Raw genomic sequence first — 21,445 nt, 5'->3', positions numbered from 1 at the left:
CGCTCCCTCGCCGCCCGCCTGCCCATGACGGCGCCAGGGTCGTCATGGAAAACTGTATGAATATACAGTATAGTGTCCGTCGCAATCGAGCCGCACACGTGTAACCGTTGCGGCCCGTGCGCCGCGCCTGCGGGCATCCGCCGCAGCGTTCCGGCACCGAGCACTCTGGCTAACTCATTCAGACGGGCAGGCAAATTGTCATCCAGCAATCTGATCCGCATTCGCGGAGCACGTCAGCACAACCTCAAGAATCTCGATCTCGACCTGCGCACCGGCGAGATGACGGTCGTCACCGGCCCGTCGGGCTCCGGCAAGTCCAGCCTCGTGTTCGACACGCTGTACGCGGAAGGCCAGCGGCGCTACGTCGAGACGTTCAGCGCGTACGCGCGGCAGTTCCTCGACCGGATGGACCGCCCGCAGGTCGAACGTGTCGACGGCGTGCCGCCGGCCATCGCGATCGACCAGACCAACCCGGTGCGCAGCTCGCGCTCGACCGTCGGCACGATGACCGAGCTGAACGATCACCTGAAGCTGCTGTACGCGCGCGCGGCCGAGCTGTTCGACCGCAAGACCGCGCGGCAGGTGCGGCACGACACGCCGGAGACGATCTACGCGGAGCTCGTCGCGCGCACGCAGGCGGACGATCCGCGCGTCGTCGTCACGTTCCCGGTCGAGCTGCCGGAAGCGGTGTCCGATGAAGAAATCGCGCAGTGGCTGTCGGCGAGCGGCTATACGCGCGTGCAGGCGCAGCGCGAGGTCGCGTCGCCCACCGGGCCGCGCAAGATGCTCGACGTGGTGGCCGACCGCTTCCGCGTGCAGGGCGCCGACAAGGTGCGCGTGGTCGAGGCGATCGAGGCGTCGCTGAAGCGCGGCGGCGGGCGCGTGAATGTCTATGTGCTGCCGGCCGACGCCGAGCACGCGGTTGCCGAGCCGCAGGTATGGCGCTTCTCCACCGGGCTCCACGATCCCGACAGCGACCTGCGCTACGCAGAGCCGCAGGCGGCGCTGTTCTCGTTCAATTCGGCATACGGCGCATGCGAAACCTGCCGCGGCTTCGGCCGCGTGATCGGCGTCGATCTCGGCCTCGTGATTCCCGACGCGCGCAAGACGCTGCGCGGCGGCGCGATCAAGCCGATGCAGACCCCTGCCTGGAAGGAGTGCCAGGACGACCTGATGCGCTACGCGGCGAAAGCCGGCATCCCGCGCGACACGCCGTGGTCCGAGCTGTCGGACGCCGAGCGCGACTGGGTCGTCAACGGGTCGCCGGACTGGAACGGCAAGTGGCAGAGCCAGTGGTACGGCGTGAAGCGCTTCTTCGGCTATCTCGAGTCGAAAGCGTACAAGATGCATATCCGCGTGCTGCTGTCGAAATACCGCAGCTACACGCCGTGCGACGTGTGCGGCGGCGCGCGCCTGAAGACGGAGTCGCTGCAATGGCGGCTCGGCTCGAAGGAAAACGCCGACGGCGTGCTCGCGCCGGCCGGCCGCTTCATGCCACGCGGCGTCGACTGGAGTCGCGCGCAGCTCGAAGCGCTGCCGGGCCTGACCGTGCACGACCTGATGCTGCTGCCGATCGAGCGCATTCGCCGTTTCTTCGATGACATCACCTTGCCGAGCGCGCTGCTCGACGATGCGCTGAAGCTGCTGCTCGCCGAGGTGCGCACGCGCCTGAAATACCTGTGCGACGTGGGGCTCGGCTACCTGACGCTCGACCGGCAGAGCCGCACGTTGTCGGGCGGCGAGGTGCAGCGGATCAACCTGACGACGGCGCTCGGCACGTCGCTCACGAAAACCCTGTTCGTGCTCGACGAACCGAGTATCGGCCTGCATCCACGCGATCTCACGCGGATCGTCGAGGCGATGCAGCGGCTGCGCGACGCGGGCAATACGCTGGTCGTGGTCGAACACGATCCGTCGGTGATGCTCGCGGCCGACCGGTTGATCGACATGGGGCCCGGCCCGGGCGAGCGCGGCGGCACGATCGTCTACGACGGCACGCCCGCCGACATCCGCTCCGCGCACACGCTGACGGGCGAGTATCTCGGCGGCCGCAAGCATGTCGCGCATGCGTCGAACTGGGCGCGCCGGGTGGTCGACGCGAACACGCCGCGCATCGTGCTCGAAGGCGCGAGCGAACACAACCTGCGCGACGTGACCGTCGAGATCCCGTTGCAGCGGCTCGTCTGCGTGACGGGCGTGTCGGGGTCCGGCAAGTCCACGCTCCTTCAGGACGTGCTCTATCCGGCGATGGCGCGGCACCACGGCAAGGCGACCGAGTCGCCGGGCGCGTACCGCGGCCTCACGGGCGCCGACCAGGTCGGCGACGTCGTGTTCGTCGACCAGTCGCCGATCGGCAAGACCACGCGGTCGAACCCGGCGAGCTACGTCGGCGCGTTCGACGAGATCCGCAAGCTGTTCGCGAAGGCGCCGCTCGCGCTGCAACGCGGCTATGGCGCCGGCACGTTCAGCTTCAACTCGGGCGATGGCCGGTGCCCGACCTGCGGCGGCTCGGGCTTCGAGCACATCGAGATGCAGTTCCTGAGCGACGTCTACCTGCGCTGCCCGGATTGCGACGGCAGCCGCTACCGCGCCGAGATCCTCGAAGTGCGCATCGAGCGCAACGGCCGCGCGCTGAGCATCGCCGACGTGCTCGATCTCACCGTCAGCGAAGCGGCCGCGTTCTTCGCGACCGACGCCGAGGTGCTGCGCGTGCTGCAGCCGATCGTCGACGTCGGCCTCGAATACGTGAAGCTCGGCCAGCCGGTGCCGACGCTGTCGGGCGGCGAAGCGCAGCGGCTGAAGCTGGCCGGCTTCCTCGCCGAATCGGCGGCGGCCGTCAATGGGCGCCGGGTCGTCACGGAAGAAGCGCGCATCGCGCGCGCGAAGCTGTTCATGTTCGACGAGCCGACCACCGGGCTGCACTTCGACGACATCGCGAAGCTGATGCAGGCGTTCGGCAAGCTGCTCGCGGCCGGCCATTCGCTGATCGTGATCGAGCACAACCTCGACGTGATCCGTGCGGCCGACTGGCTGATCGATCTCGGCCCGGAAGGCGGCGACGGCGGCGGCCTCGTGCTGTGCGCGGGTACGCCCGACGACGTGAAGGCCTGCGCCGAATCGCATACCGGCGTGGCGCTGCTGCAGTACGACCGCGCAATGGACGCCGAGCTGGCGCTCGCCGACGAAGGCAGGCCGCTGCAGGCCGTGCTGAACGCGGCGCGCGAGCGGCGTGCGATCGAAGGCGAAGACGTCGTGCGGATCGTCAATGCGCGCGAACACAACCTGAAGGCGCTCGACGTCGACATCCCGCACGGCAAGTTCAACGTGATCACCGGGGTATCGGGTTCCGGCAAGTCGACGCTCGCGTTCGACATCCTGTTCCACGAAGGGCAGCGCCGTTACCTCGAATCGCTGAACGCGTATGCACGCTCGATCGTGCAGCCGGCCGGCCGCCCCGAAGTCGATGCGGTGTACGGCATTCCGCCGACCGTCGCGATCGAGCAGCGGCTGTCGCGCGGCGGGCGCAAGAGCACGGTCGCGACCACGTCCGAGGTCTGGCACTTCCTGCGGCTGCTGTACGTGAAGCTCGGCCTGCAGCATTGCATCCACGACGGCACGCCCGTCACGTCGCAATCCGTCGAATCGATCGCCGCGCAGTTGCTGCGCGATCATCGCGGCGAGCACGTCGGGCTGCTCGCGCCGCTCGTCGTCAACCGCAAGGGCGTGTATACGGATCTCGCGAAGTGGGCGAAGGCGCGCGGCAGCACGCATCTGCGCGTCGATGGCGAGTTCGTGCCGGTCGATCCGTGGCCGAAGCTCGACCGCTTCCGCGAGCACACGATCGAGCTGCCGGTCGCCGACATCGTCGTGTCGCCGGACAACGAGGCCGAATTGCGGCGCGTGCTCGACGAGACGCTCGAGCTCGGCAAGGGCGTGATGCATCTGCTCGCGCCGCTCGACGGGCTGCACGATGCGATGCAGAACGATCATTCGACCGCGCGGGTCGGCACGGTCAAGGTGCTGTCGGTCAAGCGCGCGTGCCCGGTGTGCGGCACGAGCTACCCGGAGCTGGACCCGCGGATGTTCTCGTACAACAGCAAGCACGGCTGGTGCACGACCTGCGTCGGCACCGGCGTCACGCTCACGCGCGAACAGCGCGCCGCGTATGACGACACGGTGCTCGCCGGCGATGATCGTGGCCGCGAGCAGACGCTGCCGTCCGACGAGCAGGAGCCGGAAGGCGTGGGCAACGAGCCGTGCCCGGATTGCCACGGCACGCGGCTGAACCCGTCCGCGCGCGCAGTCACGTTCGACGCGCATCCGATCGTCGAGGTCGCGCAATGGACGGTGTCCGACACGCGCCGCTGGATCGACGGGCTGGAACTGACGGGGCGCGACGCACAGATCGCACGCGACATCGTCAGCGAGATCGGCAGCCGCCTCGCGTTTCTCGAGGAAGTCGGGCTTGGTTACCTGAGCCTCGATCGCGCGGCGCCGAGCCTGTCGGGCGGCGAAGCGCAGCGCATCCGGCTCGCCGCGCAGCTCGGCAGCAACCTGCAGGGCGTCTGCTACGTGCTCGACGAACCGACGATCGGCCTGCATCCGCGCGACAACCAGATCCTGCTGGACGCGCTGCGCAAGCTCGGCGACAAGGGCAATACGCTCGTCGTCGTCGAGCATGACGAGGACACGATCCGCCGCGCCGATCACATCATCGACGTGGGCCCGGGCGCCGGCAAGCGCGGCGGCACGCTGGTCGCGCAGGGCGCGGTCGCGGATCTGGCCGCGCAGTCCGATTCGGTCACGGGGCGCCTGCTCGCGCAGCCGATGACGCACCCGCTGCAGCCGCGCCGCAGCGTGAGCCTGCCGGGCAAGCAAGGCGGCGCCGCGGTGCCGGAGGCCTGGCTGACCGTGCATGGCGCGCGGCTGCACAACCTGCGTGACGTCACGGTCGGCATTCCGCTCGCGCGGCTCGTCGCGGTGACGGGCGTGAGCGGCTCGGGCAAGTCGACGCTCGCGCGCGACGTGCTGATGACGAACCTGCTCGACGCGGTCGGCCGTTCGGTACTGTCGTCGCCGGCCACGCGGCGCGCACGCAAGGCCGCGCAGCAGGATGCGCCGGCCGCCAACCGTCGTTCGAGCGTGCTGGCGCGCAGCGCGCCGCGGCCGTCGCTGAACGTCACGCATGCGTGGCAGGGCTGCGAGTCGCTGAGCGGCTGGGAGCAGATCGATCGCGTGCTGGAAGTCGACCAGACGCCGATCGGCAAGACGCCGCGCTCGTGCCCGGCCACCTATATCGGCGTGTGGGACACGATCCGCAAGCTGTTCGCCGATACGCTCGAAGCGCGGGCGCGCGGCTACACGGCATCGCGCTTCTCGTTCAATACCGGCGACGGGCGCTGCCCCGCATGCGAAGGGCAAGGCGTGCGCACGATCGGGATGAGCTTCCTGCCCGACGTGAAGGTGCCGTGCGACGTGTGCCACGGGCAGCGCTTCAACCCGGAGACGCTTGCCGTCACGTGGCGCGGCCGGAACATCGGCGACGTGCTGACGATGGAGATCGACGAGGCGGTGGAGTTCTTCGCGCCGATTTCGAACATCGCGCATCCGCTGCAGCTGATGAAGGATGTCGGGCTCGGCTACCTGACACTCGGCCAGCCGTCGCCGACGCTGTCGGGCGGCGAGGCGCAGCGCATCAAGCTCGTCACCGAGCTGACGAAGGTGCGCGATGACATCACGCGGCGCGGCCAGAAGGCGCCGCACACGCTGTACGTACTCGACGAACCGACGGTCGGCCTGCACATGGCCGACGTCGCGAAGCTGATTCGCGTGCTGCACCGGCTCGTCGATGCGGGGCACAGCGTCGTCGTGATCGAGCATGACCTCGACGTGATTGCCGAGGCCGACTGGATCATCGATCTCGGGCCGGAAGGCGGCGTGGGCGGCGGTACGATCGTCGCGGCGGCGCCGCCGGAAGCGCTCGCGCGGGTGAGCGCAAGCCACACCGGGCAGGCGCTCAAGCCGGTGCTGGCGCGAACGGGGTCGGACGAAGGGGAAGCCGAGCGCGAGGGCGAAGCGCGGGTAGGGTGAGCGCGACGCTGCGTCTCGACGGCCCCGGCGCCGGGCAGTGATTTCCCCCAGCTGACTTGCCATCGGCCGGGGGCGCACCCCGATCCGGCTCATGCACCCCTCGTCGAGGGGTGTTTTCTTTTGGTGCCGCGACACGCGCCCGGCCGACCGGGTGCGTCCATTGTTAATCCGGCTCGAATAGAGAGTTGGAAGCAGGGGGCTAAGAGAACGCGCGCCCGATGGATAGGATGAGTGCCGTTGTCCGGCGGACGATCTTCGGATCGTCCCATCATTCTCGAACGCATCAGGAGCGCAATCTTGGCGACCTATATCGTCTTCACGCATGAAAGCACGCACGATCAGCAGGAACTCGATCTCTACCAGGACAAGGTCGGCGCGACGACCGCCGGCCATCCGTTGAAGGTGCTGGCCGCCTATGGCCCGCAGGAAACGCTCGAGGGCGACGGCCCGGAAGGGGTGGTGATCGTCGAGTTTCCGTCCAGGGACGCCGCGCACGCCTGGTATGGCAGCCCGGCATACCAGGCCATCGTTCCGCATCGCTTCAAGGGCGCACGCTTTCGGGCCGTGCTGGTCGAAGGCGTCTGACCGGGGCGCGAGCCGCTTGTCGATCGTCGCGGCGACTCCACCTTCGGCGGGACCGTCGTGTCGCTGTTCAAGGGCGAGCTGGGCTTTCCGCCGGTCGGCTTCCCGGCCGCGCTGCCACGCAGGGTGTTGAGGCGCGAGCCGTCGGCGCCGTATCGCCCGGGCGACCTGATTCCGCCGGTCGATCTCGACGCGGTGCGCGCACCGGCCGAGACCACGTGCGCGCAGCCGCTCGGCGATCGGCAACGGACGTCGAACCGCCCAGCCTCGATCGCGAATTCCATTATGGATGCGCATGTCATATCCATAGAAGAAATGACCGCAACGGGGCCGTCGCACGTTCTCCATAATCGACGACGCATGTGAAGTCGTCAGTCCCTTCCACGCTTTCTCGTGACCGCTTGAATCCGATGGACTCGACCTTTTCGAGGTCGAGCGCGATGTCTCATTTCCTTTCGATTTTCGACTGATTGCGAAGGACACGAAAGTGAGCAACGTACGCATTGATCAAATTGCCTTCCTGACAGCGGGAAACTACCCCGGCGAAGACGCAGCGGAGGGATTCGAGCGGGCGCTCGACCTGTTCCACGCGGGCGAGGCGCTCGGCTACGACGGCGCCTGGATACGGCAACGCCATCTCGAGCGCGCCGTCTCGTCGGCCGCCACGTTTCTCGCGGCGGCGAGCCAGCGCACGAAGCGGATCGGGTTGGGCGCGGCGGTCATCCAGATGGGATATGAGAATCCGTTCCGGCTGGCCGAGGATCTCGCCACTGTCGACGTGCTGTCGCGCGGGCGGCTCAACGTCGGGCTCAGCGCGGGCGCGCCGATTCACGGGGCGCTGCTGGGCGAACGCCTGTTCGACACCGATCCGGAACGGGTCGACTTCTCGCATGCCCGCGTGGCCCGGCTGCGCCGCAATCTGGCCGGCGACTGGCTCGGTGACGAAGACACGTTCGTGGAATCGGCTGCGGGCAAGGTCCGGCCGCGCGTGAGCCCCTTCGCACCGGGCTTGACGGAGCGGCTCTGGTACGGCGCGGGATCCGCGCGGTCGGCCGAATGGGCGGCCCGTAACGGCTTCAACCTGCTGATCGCCAACGTGACCACGGGCGAGGGCACCGACAATTATCTCGACGCCCAGTCGCGGCAACTGGCGCTGTATCGCGACCATTGGCATGAAGCCCGCGCACCGCGTATCTCGCTGGGGCGCGTGATCGTCCCGACCGACGGCGCGAGCGCGAAAGAGCGCGAACGCTATCGCGCGTTTGCAGACGGGCGTCATGCCCGCACGCTGGCGCCGCAGGGCGAGCGACGCACGCTGTACGCGCCGGATCTCGTCGGCCCCTCGGACGAAATCCTGGAGCGGCTGCTGGCCGATCCGGTGGTCGGACAGGTGCGGGAGTTGCGTGTCGAACTGCCCTACAACCTGCCGTTCGAGAACTATCTGCAGATTCTCGACGATGTCGTGACGCGTATCGCACCGGCACTCGGCTGGCGTCCCGCCGGTCAGCGCGAACAGGCAGCGGCCTGAGCGGCGGCGCGGGTCTGGACCGGTGGAGCGCGCCGCGTAGTCGCGATCGATTATTTCCGCGTACCGGCGATGATCGCCTCGGCCGCCCGGATCACCGGGAGATCGACCATCCGGCCGTCCAGGCTGAACGCGGCGCCGCCGTGTTTCGTGGCTGCGTCGATCACGCGGCGCGCCCACGCCTGCTCGTCCTCCGAATAACCCATCGCATCGTTCACGCCGGCGACCTGCGCCGGGTGGATGCACAGCTTGCCGCCGAAACCGAACGCGCGCGCACGCCGCGCATCGGCCGTCAGGCGCTCGGCATCGTCGGTGCGCGTGGTCACGCCGTCGATCGGCGCGGGCAACTGCGCGCGACGCGACGCGGCCACGATCGCATTGCGCGCAAAGGCCAGCTCCGGCTCGTCGGGCGTCGCGCGCATGCCGACGTCGAGCTGGAAATCCAGATGCCCGAACGCGACGCGCACGACCTGTGGGTCGCGCGCCAGCGCATCGGCCGCGTCGAGCCCGGCCAGCGATTCGATCAGCGCGACGAGTTGCGCGTGCTCGCCGAGCTGCGCCGCCACCGTGCGCAGCGCGCCCGCATCCTCGGACTTCGGCAGCATCACGACCACGCCGTCCGCGACCCAGTCGCTCAGCAGCGCGAGGTCCGCGTCGTGCCACGGCGTGCCGACCGCGTTCACGCGCACGACGGTGCGCGCACGCTGCTCGGCCGTCAGTAGCGGCAGGTGCTGCGCAAGCTGCGCGCGTGCGTCGTCCTTGCTGTCGGGGCTGACCGCATCCTCGAGGTCGACGACGATGCAGTCGGCACCCGAGTCGAGCGCCTTCGCAAAGCGCTCGGGGCGGGTGGCCGGCACGAACAGCAGGCTGCGCGCGTGATGGACGGGGGAGAGGGGCTTGGACATGGCTCAGATCACGCCGGCGGCGCGCAGTTGTTCGATATCGGCGTCGGTGCGCCCGAGTTCGCGCAGGATGGCCGCGCTGTGTTCGCCCAGCGCGGGCACCGCGTCCATGCGCACGTCGAAGCTGTCGATCGTGGCGGGTGGCAGCAGCGCCTGCAGTTCGCCGGCCGGCGAGTCGATCGTGCGAAAGCGCTCGCGTGCGTGCAGTTGCGGATGCGTCCAGAGATCGCCGATCTGGTTCACGGCGGCGTTCGCGATCTGCGCTTCGTCGAGCCGCGCGATCACGTCCTGCGCTGTGAGTGCGGAAAACGCCTGTTCGATCACGGCCTTCAGTTCCGCACGGTGTTCCGAGCGGTGCACGTTGGCGTCGAAGCGCGGATCGGTCGCGAGCGCCGGGTCGCGCAGCACGACATCGCAGAACGCTTTCCATTCGCGCTCGTTCTGCAGGCCGAGCATCACGACCCGGCCGTCGCCGGCCTTGAACGGGCCGTACGGATAGATGGTCGCGTGCGCGGCGCCGTTGCGGCCCGGCTGCTGCTGGCCGTCGTACGCGTAGTACATCGGGAAGCCCATCCACTCGGCCAGCGCCTCGAGCATCGAAATTTCGACGTGCGAGCCGATGCCCGTGACGCCGCGCTGCAGGAGCGCGCTGAGGATGCCCGTGTACGCATACATGCCCGCCGCGATGTCGGCGATCGAGTTGCCGGCCTTGCAGGGCTCGTCGGCCGTGCCCGTGATCGACAGGAACGCTGCCTCGCTCTGGATCAGCAGGTCGTACGCTTTCTTGTCGCGGTAGGGGCCGTCGGCGCCATAGCCCGAGATGTCGCAGACGATCAGCCGCGGGTGCTTCGCGTGCAGCGCATCGAACGACAGGCCCATGCGCGCGGCCGCGCCGGGCGCGAGGTTCTGCACCAGCACGTCGGCCTGGGCCACGAGTTCGCCCAGCACCGCCTGCGCGGCCGGTTGCTTCAGGTCCAGCGTGAGGCTTTCCTTCGACCGGTTGGTCCACACGAAATGCGACGCGAGACCGCGGGTGCGGTGATCGTACGCCCGCGCGAAATCGCCCACGCCGGGGCGCTCCACCTTGATGACGCGGGCGCCGAGGTCGGCGAGCTGGCGCGTGCAGAACGGCGCGGCAATCGCGTGTTCGAGCGTGACGACGGTCATCCCGCTGAGCGGGCCGGGTTGAGCTTTGCGAGCTTGCATGGTCGGATCGTTATTCCAGTTCGGCGCTGGCCTGCATGGCCAGCTGCCCTTGCGGGCCGCGCGCCCACAGGCGCGCGGCAGGTCCTTCGAGCTTGCCGTTCAACGTGAACGGTGCGGTGTCGAACAGCGGGCTGACGGCCTTGAAGTCAAAGGTGCGGACGGTCTTGCCGGGGTGTGTGCGGCGCAGTTCCTCCAGCAGCAGCATCGCGATCAGCGGGCCGTGCACCACGAGGCCCGGATAGCCCTCTTCCTGCATCGCGTAAGGCCGGTCGTAGTGAATCCGGTGGCCGTTGAAGGTGAGCGCGGAAAAGCGCATCAGCAGCACCGGATCGGGCGTGACGATGCGCGAATACTGTTCGTCCGTCGGCGCCGGGGCCGGCTGCAGTGCTGGCACGCCGGCAGTGGCAGGAGGCGGCGCGTCGCGGTACACGATGTCCTGTTCCTCGCGGATCGCCACGCCGTCGGCGTCGCTCGTTTCGTGCAGTACGGTGACGAACACCAGCTGGCCGCTGCGGCCGGACTTGCTCTGCACGCTCAGGATCGTCGACCGGCGCTGCACGGGCGCATCGACGGCCAGCGGCCGCAGGAACTGCAGCCGTCCGCCGGCCCACATGCGGCGCGGCAGCGTGACGGGCGGCAGGAAGCCGCCGCGCCGCGGGTGACCGTCGACGCCGATGTTCGACTGACGCTCGCCCGGCAGGAAGTACAGCCAGTGCCACAGCGGCGGCAGCGTCGCGGGGAGTTCGGATGGGTTCGCGTAGTCCAGTGCCGCCTGCAGCAGGCGGATGGGTGCCTGGGTAATCCGGTCCGCGCTGTCTTCACTGCGGCCGACCCACGCGTCGAATGATTCGGAAGGCTCGCCACTCATGGTGTTTCGTGCTTGATGATGGAAGTGTCCGGCAGGCAGCCGACGCCTGTATTTCCGGTGCCGGCTACCCTTGCCGTCAGCGTGCGTTGCCCCGTTCTGGCACGGCCGCGAACAGTTCGGCTTCGAGGCTGTAGTCGGTCACGATGAAGATCGGTGCTTCGGAATCCTTGTTGATCGCGACGATTACCGTCGATTCCTTCACGCCGGCCAAATGCTGGATCGCCACCGAGATACCGACCGCGACGTACCGCTGCGGCGCGACGATCTTGCCGTTCTGGCCGATCGGGGACGAGCATCTTCATGGATAGGAATCCTTCCGGAATCAGTAGGAACGGGGCAGCTGCAGCACATGCTCGGCTACGTGCCCGAGGATCATGTTGGTGGAAATCGGCGCAACTTGGTAAAGGCGCGTTTCGCGGAACTTGCGCTCCACGTCGTATTCGCAGGCGAAACCGAAGCCGCCGTGCGTCTGCAGGCACGCATTGGCCGCTTCCCAGCTGGCCTTCGCGGCCAGGTACTTGGCCATGTTGGCCTCGACGCCGGCGTTCTGGCGCGCGTCGATCTTCTCGCACGCGCGCCAGCGCATCAGGTTCGCGGCCTCCAGCTCGATGAACGATTCCGCGAGCGGGAACTGGATGCCCTGGTTCTGCCCGATCGGGCGGCCGAACACCTTGCGCTCGCTCGCGTAGTCGCGCGCTTTCTCGAGAAACCAGTAGCCGTCGCCGATGCACTCGGCCGCGATCAACGTACGCTCGGCGTTCAGGCCGTCGAAGATCACCTTCAACCCCTTGCCTTCGGTGCCGAGCAGCGCGTCTTCCGGCAGTTCCAGGTTGTCGAAGAACAGCTCGTTGGTCTCGTGATTGACCATGTTGAGGATGGGGCGCACCGTGAGGCCGTTGCCGATCGCCTTGTCCAGCTCGACGATGAAGCACGACAGCCCGTCGCTCTTCTTCTGCACCTGGTCGAGCGGCGTGGTGCGTGCGAGCAGGATCAGCAGGTCGCTGTGCTGAACCCGCGAGATCCACACCTTCTGGCCGTTGACGACCCAGCGGCCGTCCTTTTTCACGGCCGTGGTCTTGAGCTTGGTGGTGTCGCTGCCGGTGGTCGGCTCGGTCACGCCCATCGACTGCACGCGCAGTTCGCCCGCCGCGATGCGCGGCAGGTAGCGCTGCTTCTGCGCGTCGGTGCCGCTGAACACGATGGTGTTCATCACGTACATCTGGCCGTGGCATGCGCCCGAATTGCCGCCGGAGCGGTTGATCTCTTCCATGATGACCGACGCCTCGGCCATCGACAGCCCCGGGCCGCCGTACTCCTGCGGAATCAGCGCGGCCAGCCAGCCGGCCTGCGTGAGGGCGGTGACGAACGCTTCGGGATAGCCGCGCGCCTCGTCGATCTTGCGGTGGTAGTCGGCCGGAAACTGATTGCACAGGCTGCGTACCGCGTCGCGGATTGCCTGGTACTGGTCGGGGGCGGAGAAAACGGAGGCGCTCATGAATCGTGTCTCGTCATTGGCATGGGTCGAGTCCATAATAAGTTTTGATGGATTTCTTAAACAATAGAATTTCCTGATCGTCGAATCAGTTTTTGGTATCGAGGTATCCGCGATGGATCTCAAGCAATTGCGTGCGTTCGTCACCGTGGCCGAAACGGGCAACGTCACCCGGGCATCGGGCCTGTTGAATCTCGTGCAGCCGGCCGTGTCGCGCCAGCTGCGCCTGCTCGAGGAGGACATGGGGACGGAATTGTTCGACCGCAGCCGTCACGGGATGCAACTCACGTCGTCGGGCAAGACGATGCTCGAATACGCGCGCCGCATCCTCAACGAGGTGGCGCGCGCCAAGGCCGAGATCCAGCCGACCGACGGGCCGGTGGCGGGCATCGTGAGCATCGGGCTGCTGGCCAGCACGTCGGATCTGCTGGCCACGCGGCTGGCGGGCGAGGTGGCACGGCGCTACCCGCACATCCGGCTGCGGCTCACGATCGGCTATGCGGGCCACCTGCAGGACTGGCTCGAAGCGGGGGATGTCGATGCGGCGCTGCTGTACGGGCAGAAGGAGACGCCCGCGCTGCACGTCAAGGCGTTGATCGACGAGAGTCTGTGGGCCGTCGCGGCGCCGTCGGCCAAGCTGTCGCACAAGCGGCCGGTGTCGCTGGATCGGGTCGCACGCGAGCCGTTCATCCTGCCCTCCGCGCCGCAGGGCCTGCGGGCGGCGATCGAGCACGCGGCGGCCGAGGCGGGCGTGACGTTGCAGGTGTTCGCCGAAACCAATGCGCTGAGCGTGCAGAAGGAACTGGTCGCGCAAGGCCACGGCTGGACGATCCTGCCGGCCGTCGGCGTGACGCAGGAGGTCGAGCGCGGGATCCTGAGCGCGGCACCGCTCGCGTCGCCGGGCGTCCGGCGCACGATCGTGCTCGCGGCGCCCAGCAGCCGGCAGGCGACCGCACCCGTTCGCTGCGTGGTCGGTGTGCTGCTCGATTGCGTGAAGGCGACGTTCGATCAGGGCGACTGGCCCGATGCGCGTTGGCTGGGCTAGGGCGAGTTCGTTGTGGGGTGAGCCCCCTCGGATGCGGTCTTACCCCGGCGGGACAGGCCGGCGCGCCGAAGCGGCCGGCCACCCGTGCACCGGGTGTGCCGGGCCGGGAGAGCGGGGGGAAAAGGCCCGTTTGACGGGCCCGGATGCAGTCGAGCGTGCGCTCTTAGCGAGTCGGATTCCGTCGATCGAGATGGGTGCTCAATGTTGCCTGAACGCGTTCTCGCGCCTGGGTGTTGATCCTGGCATCCAGCAGCATGATCACGGCGGCAACCAGGAAAATCACCAGGCTGACCGTCACGACGATACCGGCCAGCCACGGTGCGGGTAGATTGGCGAGGGTTGCGGTCGCGTCGCTGCCTCGTTCGAAACTGGCTGCTGCCATGCCGCAATAGTGCATCCCGCACACGGCCACGCCCATGACGATGGCCGAACCGATCTGGCGTGTCCTGCCGAAGGTGCTCGGCCTGCGCAGGTCGAAGGCCAGCAACAAGGCGGCGCCGCTTGCCAGGATCGCGATGATGACGGACAGCACGACCAACCAGGGCTGATATCGAATACCGGAGCAGATGCTCATTGCCTGCATGCCGAGATAGTGCATGCCGGCGACGCCCAGTCCCATGACGATTGCGCTGACAATGAGTTGCGGCCAGTGCAGGGCAAAGCGGGCGAGCGGGGCGAAGCCGACTGTCGAAGCAGCAATCGCGATGAGCAAGGAAGCGACGGTGGTGGGAATATCGTATCCGACAGCGACCGGCAGGTGAAATGCCAGCATGGCGACGAAATGCATCGACCAGATGCCGAGCCCCATGATGCACCCGCCGAACGCGATCCAGGGCCAGATCGAACGATTCCCGATGAGATTCAGGCGATCGGAGATATTGAGTGCCGTGAACGATGCGAGGATCGAAAGCAGGCAGGAGAGTACGACGAGCGTAAGGTCGTAGGTGCCGGACATGATCGTTGTTCTCGGTTATAGGCTTTTTGGTCGTTTGAGGGCGCCCTATTTTTGCGAGTGCGCCATCCCCTCGTGTGTCCCGCAAATATACCGAAACCCGCAATCGAATCAAGGGCGCCGCCGGCCACTTAGGGTGGTGCGTCGGTGCGGCGGACTTCCCCGGAGCGTGCCGGGTTTTCGGTCCCGGGGGGGCCGGATCGAATGCGCCGCGCGCGCATGGGGGGCGCCGAGGTAGTCCGGCTGGCCGACGTCCGCGCCGGCCTCATCACGACGTCGCCGATCTGCGATAATGTCGCCCGCCCTGGCGGACGGCAGCGTACGATCGCGTTGCCCGCCCGCCGTGAATTCGTATCAGGAGAGTCCCGTGCGCGACATCATCGACGGCTTCCTGCGCTTTCAGCGCGAGGTCTATCCGCAACGTGTCGAGCTGTTCAAGCAGCTCGCCACCGCCCAAAATCCCAAGGCGCTGTTCGTGACGTGCTCGGACAGCCGCGTGGTGCCCGAGCTGCTGACGCAGCGCGAGCCGGGCGAACTGTTCGTGATTCGCAACGCGGGCAACATCGTCCCGTCGTATGGACCGGAACCGGGCGGCGTGTCGGCCACGGTCGAGTATGCGGTCGCCGTGCTCGGCGTGCGGGATATCGTCATTTGCGGGCACTCGGATTGCGGCGCGATGGGCGCGATCTCACGGTGTACGTGTCTCGACCATATGCCGGCTGTTGCGAACTGGTTGCGCCATTCCGATGCCGCGAAAGCCATCAATGCCGCGCATCAGTTCGACTCCCCTCGGGACAAGCTCGACGGTCTGGTGCGCGAGAACGTGATCGCGCAGCTCGCCAACCTGCGCACGCATCCGTCGGTTGCGCTCGCGCTCGAACAAGGACGCATGAACCTGCACGGTTGGGTCTACGACATCGAGATGGGGCGCATCGACGCACTCGACGGCGCGACGCGCCAATTTGTCCCGTTGAGCGAGTCGCCGGCCACGGTGGCGGTCAAGTCGTACTGAGCGCCGGCGCTTCCCGGCCGGTCGTATCCACCCGGCCGAGTCGGACAATCGAAAGCGCCGATCTGCGGTCCGATCTGTATCGGCAGTCGCGAAGGTCGGTTCCGCCCATGCCCGACGTCTTCATCTCGATCACGGCTTCCTGCACCCGACGCGGCCGCGCGGAGTCGGGCGGCCGCAAAGCGGGGCGATCGCCGCTGTAGATCGCTGCGTGACGCCCCGTGCCGTCACGCTTGCGGCGCGACGGATGCGCCCGAGATGCCATGCCGCCGCAGCGAATCCGCGACGAAGCCCGACGCCTTCATTTCCTCGACGAACGCATTCAATGCCGCCGCGGCCGCTTCGCCGCGGCTCTTCGGCACGCCCATGGCCTGCCGGATCACCATGAACCGCTCGTCGAGCAGGCGCAGGCCAGGCGTTTTAGCGGCGTCGGTCTCGAGCTGCTGCTTCACGCCTGCGGCCACTTCCAGTTGCTGCTCGACGAAGGTCTGCACGACCGCTTGCGACGTCGGCGCGCGCACGATCTGCGCGGCTTTCAGTTCGCGCGTGAGGAACAGGTCGTAGGCGCTGCCCTTGCCGACGGTCACGCGGTGGTCGGGCCGGTCGACGTCCGCGTTCGTGCGGATCGGCGACGCGTCGCGCACGAGATAGAACCCCTCGATCAGCACGTACGGCGCCGTGAACGCGACCGTTTCGCCGCGCAGCGGATCGACCGCGAAGAAGCCGAAGTCGGCGCGCTCGTCGGTCAGCGCCTGCACCGATTTGCCGGCAGTGTCGAACACGACCAGTTCCAGCTCGGCCGACAGGCGCTCGGCGAACGCGCGCGCAAGGTCGATCGACACGCCGAACGGTTCGCCCGTCGCCGGGTCGCGGTTCGCGAGGATCGGGTTGCCGAGGTTGATCGACGCGCGCAGCTTGCCGGTCGGCGTGAACGCGGAGAGGACTGAAGGGGCGAGGGGCATGGCAGGCTCGTGGCGGTCGTAGGGGCAGGGTGTGGCGCGCGTCGATGTGCGATCGCGCGTCGGCATCGAGCTTATCACCTGGCTTTCGTCATCGAGCGGCGTCGAGCGGCGCAAGCCTGCCTTCGGCGCCAATCGGGAGGCGCGAGACAGGTGCGTTCCCCTCATCTTGTGCCCCCACCAGCGATGGACGGGCAAAGGGATTGCGTGGCTGCGAGAGACGATTTGATGCGGGAAGAGGGAGTTGATTTGCTTGCTTCGCGCCAGCGGCGGCTGTCGGTTGGCCGTGGCGTCGCTCCCCGTCGGCGCCGCCCAGACGGCGCTGTGGGCCTTGATCCGCCCGGCAACCGCTAGAATTGCGGTTTTAGTCCGGAATACGTCCATGTCTTTTGCCTCGCTCGGCCTGATCGATCCCTTGCTGCGTAACCTGCAGGACCTCAATTACCAGGCCCCCACGCCGGTGCAGGCCAAGGCGATTCCTGCCGTGCTCGGTGGCAAGGACGTGATGGCGGGCGCCCAGACCGGCACGGGCAAGACGGCGGGTTTTGCGCTGCCGCTGTTGCAGCGGCTGGTGCAACACGGCCCGGCGGTGTCCAGCAACCGCGCACGTGTGCTGGTGCTGGTGCCCACGCGTGAACTGGCTGAACAGGTGCTGCAAAGCTTCATCGCTTACGGCAAGGGCCTCGATTTGCGGTTTCTGGCCGCTTACGGCGGCGTGAGCATCAATCCGCAGATGATGAAGTTGCGCAAGGGCGTGGATGTGCTCGTGGCCACGCCGGGCCGTTTGCTGGACCTCAATCGCCAGAACGCGGTGCAGTTCGATCAGGTGCAGACGCTGGTGCTGGACGAAGCCGACCGCATGCTGGATCTCGGCTTTGCACGCGAGCTCAACGCCGTCTTTGCCGCGCTGCCCGTGCAGCGCCAGACGCTGCTGTTCTCGGCCACGTTTAGCGACGATATCCGCGCGATGGCGGCGACCATTCTGCGTAGTCCGGTCAACATCAGCGTCAGCCCGCCCAATGCCACGGCCAGCAAGATCAAGCAGTGGGTGGTGACGGTGGACAAGCGGAACAAGCCCGATCTTTTCATGCACCTCGTGGCCGAGAACAAGTGGGAGCATGCGCTGGTGTTCGTCAAGACGCGCAATGGCGTGGATTACCTGGCGGCGATGCTGGACGAAGCGGGCTATGCCGTCGACACCATCCACGGCGACAAGCCTCAACCGGCGCGCCTGCGTGCGCTGGAGCGCTTCAAGACGGGCGAAGTCCAGATGCTGGTGGCCACCGATGTCGCGGCGCGCGGGCTGGATATCGACGACCTGCCGCTGGTGATCAACGTCGACCTGCCGATCGTGGCGCAAGACTACGTGCACCGCATCGGCCGTACCGGCCGCGCGGGCGCCAGCGGCGTGGCGGTGTCCCTGGTGTGCGCGGATGAGGCGCCGCAACTGGCCGCGATCGAAGCGCTGATCAAGCAAACGCTGCGCCGTGAAGAAGAGCCGGGTTTCGAGGCCGAACATCGGGTGCCGGAAACCAGCGCGGCGGGCGAGATCATCAAGAAACCCAAAAAGCCCAAGAAGCCGAAAGTGCCGCACGCTGCGTCGGCTGCCGTGCCGGTGGCGGGTAAAAAGCCGCGTCCGCAAGGTGGTGAGAACAAGCGCAAGGCTGCCGCGCCGCACGGGAAGCCGGCCGGTAACGAACCGGACTACACCATCGGCAGTCCGTTCAGCGCGCAGAAGCCGCGTGGCAAATCTGCCGGCAAGCCGGCGGCGGGCGCACGCAAGCCGGCGGGCAAACCCGCTGGCGCCCGTGGGAAACGTCCGTCCTGATTGCAAAGGCAGGTCGAGAGACGGGACGGATAGCCGGGAAAACTGTTCGACTGCGTGTTGCGGCAACAGCGGATGCGACCATCGCCGGCGAAGGCTGGGACCGGCAATCCGCCGCCGCAGCCTTGCGGAATGCTGTCCCGCTATGGGTGCGGCCTTACTGCCATTCACCCGGATGACAGATCACCCAACCCGGAAGGTAGCTATCCATGTCCGTATGACCCCAGCACCAGTTGTGCTGGTGAAGGGTCTTCATCAGCTGTTCGCGTTGTGCGCAGGCGCTTCCCGGCGCATATTGCCCGTCGGGCAATAATTTTGGTGCCGGGCCATTCCGGCATTGGTCATTGGCGACTTCTTCCTGATGCATCAGTGCCTGGACGGCAGGGGGAATGGTGCGGACCAACGCCGCCTTGTATTCGATGCAGGCTGGCGCCTTCGGATCGTTGGACTTGCGGGCACATTGGGACTGAAGCTTGTCGATGTTTCTCGATACTTCGGGTGGATACGTCTCGGCGTGCGCTGCAGCAAGACATCCAGCCATCAACAGATAGGCGGCAACTGATCTGATCAAAATCATTTCGCGTATGACACGATGCATCCGGTAGTTCGGGAACGGGCGAATTATGGCATGTGCGCGCGGCCCGGATTCGACGCACCTGCCCGGGTGCGGCCCGTGCGATGATGTGCGATGACTGACTTGAGAGATGAAATGACGACACCATTCGACGAGGCGACAACGGCGGCGATCGCCGCGTTTGCCCAATTGGATTTCTACACGGCTTCGCAGGCGATGCGCGCCGAGGCGGATTACGACCACGAACGGGACCAGTGGATCTCGCGCTATATCGACGAGCACGGCGGCGGCGCCGACGATGCCGAATACGACGCGTTGCACGCGCGGGCGCAGGCAACCCCGGAATACGCACAATTCATCGACGCGGCTCGACGGGAAATCCTCGAATACTTCGGCGTGACCGACGATCAACTGGACTGGATGGTCGTGCTGCGCAATGACGACAGCGATGAGCTTTGGGCGGAAGTCAACCGGCAGCGGAGCGCGCTGGGAACGGGGGAAGTGCGCGGGGATCTTTGATCACGGCTTGCCATTGGGGGCAAATCGTACTGCGTGCGGGGGCTGGGAGCCAGGTCAATCGCGAGACTGTTTCAACGATACATGTTGCGGCTCCGGCCGCGGCGACGGCATGGATGGGAATGCATCATGTCAACCGAGTGGAATCACCGCGTCAGACTGTTTGTCCAGCGTTTCTGGCAACCGACCAGTGCGTGCATGACGTGCATGCCGGGGAGCTGGGGAAATATCATGAGCCTCGCCCACTGGACTATCGCATTTCATACGGGTCTGCTGACCGGACTCCTGGCTGTACTGCTGACGTTCACGCCTGTGGCAAAACTCTACGCGAATCGATACGGCAATGCGCTGGTCGTTGGCGTTCTGACCACGTTGGGCGACGCCTACTCGCACACGAGTCACTACCGCATCCCCTATGTCGAGCACATCGTGACGGGTGCAATTTCAGGTGTCTTGACGCTTGCGGCGTCATATCTCTTCGAAGACCGCGCGCGACGCGTTCGGGCGGTGTGGGCTCGGATTGTCGGACAGCCTGTCCGCTGACTTTCCGAACCCACCGGGCCAAACGGAAAGCGATTCCCCGGTGAAGCTACGCTTCATGAACTGCCGGCACGGAAAGCCGCGCTGATGGGCGAGCGCGACGTGCACCTTCCGACCAGACCCCCGTGGTCGAAACCGCAACCGTCGGTTTTCGCCAACGTCAATCCGTTCATCGCGCCGATCTGGCAATATGCATCGACAGACCTCAGCCAGGGCACCCCATGCACATCGCGATTCTGACCTTCCAGGGCTTCAACGAACTCGATTCCCTTATCGCGCTGGGCGTACTCAACCGAATCAAGAAGCCCGACTGGCGGGTGACGCTGTCATGCCCGGAGCATTTCGTCACATCGATGAACGGTGTGACCGTGCAGGCGCAGTCGACGTTGGCGGACGCACGCGCGGCGGATGCCGTCATCGTCGGGAGCGGTATTCAAACCCGGGATGTCGTCAACGACGCGACGCTGATGGCGCAGCTCAATCTCGATCCGACCCGGCAACTGATTGGTGCCCAATGTTCGGGCACGCTCGTTCTGGCAAAACTCGGCCTCCTCGACAACATCCCGGCATGCACGGACCTCACGACCAAGCCGTGGGTCGTCGAGGCGGGCGTCGAAGTCCTCAATCAGCCTTTCTTCGCACAAGGCAATGTCGCAACGGCAGGTGGCTGCTTTGCTTCGCAGTATCTGGCCGCGTGGATCATTGCGCGCCTGGAGGGCGAGGAAGCCGCACGAAGCGCACTGCACTACGTGGCGCCGGTGGGGGAGAAGGAGGAGTACGTTGCTCGTGCGTTGACGAACATCACGCCTTACCTGCCGTAGCGCGCAAAAAAATGGCGCTGCCTCCATCGCAGTGAGCCGGGTTCAGCGGCAACGTCGGATTCCCGACACCGGCTTCACCCAGGTGCCCGGGTGCCATGTCGTTCGGCTGCGGTGTGGAAGAGGGCGCGAGAATGTTCGCTGACCCGTTCAGGCAGAGCCATTCAGTGACGCCGGCTCGCAACGGATCGGACTCCACCAGCCAGTTCGTATGACAAAGACGGCAGCGATACTGTCGCACGACGATTGCAGGCCGTCCTAGCGGCCGCAATTTCGTTGGCTCGTGCAATTCCACCAGTTCCCGATGGGCGACAGGATCGGCCGTCGCGTGCAGGGTCGTGCAGGCTTCGCAAGGCATGGAGGTCAGCTTTTCAGGAACGCGTTGGATCGGTGAAGCGCTTCTTCGCGCATGGCTCAAATCGTCCGTTGATTGCAACGTGATCGGCAGTGCGTCCGTCTCATGCTTCAATCAGGCCGCGCTCACCATCGCGGTGTGCGTTGATCGGCGGTTGCGTCCTCCTGCGCTGCGAGGCGAATGCGGG

17 protein-coding genes and 2 pseudogenes are annotated in these 21,445 nt (G+C 66.7%); 10 read left to right on the top strand and 9 right to left on the bottom strand.

What is annotated here, in order from left to right:
- Positions 1 to 195: 195 nt before the first annotated feature.
- The 4 genes and pseudogenes from uvrA (at position 196) to LGM56_RS12985 (ending at position 8,200) form a co-directional block, all read left to right on the top strand.
- Positions 196 to 6,090, top strand: a complete 5,895-nt coding sequence (gene uvrA, locus LGM56_RS13000; protein WP_226204919.1) for an excinuclease ABC subunit UvrA — start codon at positions 196 to 198, stop codon at positions 6,088 to 6,090.
- Between the two features lie 297 nt (positions 6,091 to 6,387).
- Positions 6,388 to 6,675: a DUF1330 domain-containing protein gene (locus tag LGM56_RS12995; protein WP_226204917.1), complete on the top strand. Its 288-nt coding sequence runs from the start codon at positions 6,388 to 6,390 to the stop codon at positions 6,673 to 6,675.
- 39 nt (positions 6,676 to 6,714) lie between these two features.
- Positions 6,715 to 6,927: pseudogene (locus LGM56_RS12990) on the top strand (hypothetical protein); the annotation flags it as partial.
- A 232-nt stretch (positions 6,928 to 7,159) separates the two neighbouring features.
- Complete coding sequence (locus LGM56_RS12985; RefSeq protein WP_226204915.1) at positions 7,160 to 8,200, top strand: LLM class flavin-dependent oxidoreductase; 1,041 nt, start codon at positions 7,160 to 7,162, stop codon at positions 8,198 to 8,200.
- 50 nt (positions 8,201 to 8,250) lie between these two features.
- Here LGM56_RS12985 and LGM56_RS12980 read toward each other — a convergent pair whose 3' ends face one another.
- The 5 genes and pseudogenes from LGM56_RS12980 to LGM56_RS12960 form a co-directional block, all read right to left on the bottom strand.
- On the bottom strand, positions 8,251 to 9,102 hold the full coding sequence (locus LGM56_RS12980; protein WP_226204913.1) for an HpcH/HpaI aldolase/citrate lyase family protein: 852 nt from the start codon (positions 9,100 to 9,102) through the stop codon (positions 8,251 to 8,253).
- Positions 9,103 to 9,105: 3 nt separating this feature from the next.
- Complete coding sequence (locus tag LGM56_RS12975; protein WP_226204911.1) at positions 9,106 to 10,305, bottom strand: CaiB/BaiF CoA transferase family protein; 1,200 nt, start codon at positions 10,303 to 10,305, stop codon at positions 9,106 to 9,108.
- 10 nt (positions 10,306 to 10,315) lie between these two features.
- Positions 10,316 to 11,173, bottom strand: a complete 858-nt coding sequence (locus LGM56_RS12970; RefSeq protein WP_226204908.1) for a MaoC family dehydratase N-terminal domain-containing protein — start codon at positions 11,171 to 11,173, stop codon at positions 10,316 to 10,318.
- A 76-nt stretch (positions 11,174 to 11,249) separates the two neighbouring features.
- Positions 11,250 to 11,456 (bottom strand): annotated as a pseudogene (locus LGM56_RS12965) (FAD-binding protein); the annotation flags it as partial.
- Positions 11,457 to 11,495: 39 nt separating this feature from the next.
- Complete coding sequence (locus tag LGM56_RS12960) at positions 11,496 to 12,668, bottom strand: acyl-CoA dehydrogenase family protein (RefSeq protein WP_226204906.1); 1,173 nt, start codon at positions 12,666 to 12,668, stop codon at positions 11,496 to 11,498.
- A gap of 112 nt (positions 12,669 to 12,780) precedes the next feature.
- Between LGM56_RS12960 and LGM56_RS12955 the strand changes: the two genes are divergently transcribed.
- Positions 12,781 to 13,710 carry a LysR family transcriptional regulator gene (locus tag LGM56_RS12955; protein ID WP_226204904.1) on the top strand — a complete coding sequence of 310 codons (930 nt, stop codon included), beginning with the start codon at positions 12,781 to 12,783 and terminating at the stop codon, positions 13,708 to 13,710.
- A 163-nt stretch (positions 13,711 to 13,873) separates the two neighbouring features.
- Here the strand turns inward: LGM56_RS12955 and LGM56_RS12950 are convergent, their stop codons facing one another.
- Positions 13,874 to 14,665, bottom strand: a complete 792-nt coding sequence (locus LGM56_RS12950) for an MHYT domain-containing protein (RefSeq protein ID WP_089498786.1) — start codon at positions 14,663 to 14,665, stop codon at positions 13,874 to 13,876.
- Between the two features lie 364 nt (positions 14,666 to 15,029).
- Between LGM56_RS12950 and LGM56_RS12945 the strand changes: the two genes are divergently transcribed.
- On the top strand, positions 15,030 to 15,674 hold the full coding sequence (locus tag LGM56_RS12945) for a carbonic anhydrase (RefSeq protein ID WP_089476248.1): 645 nt from the start codon (positions 15,030 to 15,032) through the stop codon (positions 15,672 to 15,674).
- A gap of 224 nt (positions 15,675 to 15,898) precedes the next feature.
- Here LGM56_RS12945 and LGM56_RS12940 read toward each other — a convergent pair whose 3' ends face one another.
- Positions 15,899 to 16,633, bottom strand: coding sequence for an ABC transporter substrate-binding protein (locus LGM56_RS12940; protein ID WP_226204902.1), 735 nt, complete (start codon positions 16,631 to 16,633; stop codon positions 15,899 to 15,901).
- A gap of 379 nt (positions 16,634 to 17,012) precedes the next feature.
- Between LGM56_RS12940 and LGM56_RS12935 the strand changes: the two genes are divergently transcribed.
- Complete coding sequence (locus LGM56_RS12935; RefSeq protein ID WP_226204900.1) at positions 17,013 to 18,458, top strand: DEAD/DEAH box helicase; 1,446 nt, start codon at positions 17,013 to 17,015, stop codon at positions 18,456 to 18,458.
- 154 nt (positions 18,459 to 18,612) lie between these two features.
- On the opposite strand, the gene LGM56_RS12930 is transcribed toward LGM56_RS12935, so the two are convergent.
- Complete coding sequence (locus LGM56_RS12930; protein WP_226204898.1) at positions 18,613 to 19,032, bottom strand: hypothetical protein; 420 nt, start codon at positions 19,030 to 19,032, stop codon at positions 18,613 to 18,615.
- Between the two features lie 132 nt (positions 19,033 to 19,164).
- On the opposite strand from LGM56_RS12930, the gene LGM56_RS12925 reads away from it, so the two are divergent.
- The 3 genes from LGM56_RS12925 (at position 19,165) to LGM56_RS12915 (ending at position 20,906) form a co-directional block, all read left to right on the top strand.
- Positions 19,165 to 19,548 (top strand): ATP-dependent protease, encoded by a 384-nt coding sequence (locus tag LGM56_RS12925; protein ID WP_089498784.1) that lies wholly within the window; start codon positions 19,165 to 19,167, stop codon positions 19,546 to 19,548.
- Positions 19,549 to 19,674: 126 nt separating this feature from the next.
- The gene (locus LGM56_RS12920) at positions 19,675 to 20,088 is read left to right on the top strand and encodes a hypothetical protein (protein ID WP_226204896.1); all 414 of its coding nucleotides are present in this window, start codon (positions 19,675 to 19,677) and stop codon (positions 20,086 to 20,088) included.
- Between the two features lie 218 nt (positions 20,089 to 20,306).
- A complete protein-coding gene (locus LGM56_RS12915) occupies positions 20,307 to 20,906 on the top strand; it encodes a DJ-1/PfpI family protein (RefSeq protein ID WP_089498782.1) in 600 nt (199 codons plus the stop codon).
- Here the strand turns inward: LGM56_RS12915 and LGM56_RS12910 are convergent.
- Positions 20,887 to 21,372, bottom strand: a complete 486-nt coding sequence (locus LGM56_RS12910; protein WP_226204895.1) for a hypothetical protein — start codon at positions 21,370 to 21,372, stop codon at positions 20,887 to 20,889. The two genes, LGM56_RS12915 and LGM56_RS12910, sit on opposite strands and share 20 nt — an antisense overlap.
- Positions 21,373 to 21,445: the final 73 nt, after the last annotated feature.

Source organism: Burkholderia sp. AU38729 (assembly GCF_020419725.1).
In the GTDB taxonomy this organism is placed as follows: Bacteria; Pseudomonadota; Gammaproteobacteria; order Burkholderiales; family Burkholderiaceae; genus Burkholderia.
Note: the sequence above shows the minus strand (reverse complement) of the source record. Positions and strands in the feature narration are given on the sequence as shown.

Coding starts and splice junctions, on each gene's coding strand:
- LGM56_RS12960 (WP_226204906.1), bottom strand. CDS start 12,668: ATGAGCGCCTCCGTTTTCTCCGCCCCCGACCAGTACCAGGCAATCCGC.
- LGM56_RS12925 (WP_089498784.1), top strand. CDS start 19,165: ATGACGACACCATTCGACGAGGCGACAACGGCGGCGATCGCCGCGTTT.
- LGM56_RS12935 (WP_226204900.1), top strand. CDS start 17,013: ATGTCTTTTGCCTCGCTCGGCCTGATCGATCCCTTGCTGCGTAACCTG.
- LGM56_RS12920 (WP_226204896.1), top strand. CDS start 19,675: ATGTCAACCGAGTGGAATCACCGCGTCAGACTGTTTGTCCAGCGTTTC.
- LGM56_RS12950 (WP_089498786.1), bottom strand. CDS start 14,665: ATGTCCGGCACCTACGACCTTACGCTCGTCGTACTCTCCTGCCTGCTT.
- LGM56_RS12975 (WP_226204911.1), bottom strand. CDS start 10,305: ATGCAAGCTCGCAAAGCTCAACCCGGCCCGCTCAGCGGGATGACCGTC.
- LGM56_RS12970 (WP_226204908.1), bottom strand. CDS start 11,173: ATGAGTGGCGAGCCTTCCGAATCATTCGACGCGTGGGTCGGCCGCAGT.
- LGM56_RS12940 (WP_226204902.1), bottom strand. CDS start 16,633: ATGCCCCTCGCCCCTTCAGTCCTCTCCGCGTTCACGCCGACCGGCAAG.
- LGM56_RS12955 (WP_226204904.1), top strand. CDS start 12,781: ATGGATCTCAAGCAATTGCGTGCGTTCGTCACCGTGGCCGAAACGGGC.
- LGM56_RS12980 (WP_226204913.1), bottom strand. CDS start 9,102: ATGTCCAAGCCCCTCTCCCCCGTCCATCACGCGCGCAGCCTGCTGTTC.
- LGM56_RS12915 (WP_089498782.1), top strand. CDS start 20,307: ATGCACATCGCGATTCTGACCTTCCAGGGCTTCAACGAACTCGATTCC.
- LGM56_RS12930 (WP_226204898.1), bottom strand. CDS start 19,032: ATGATTTTGATCAGATCAGTTGCCGCCTATCTGTTGATGGCTGGATGT.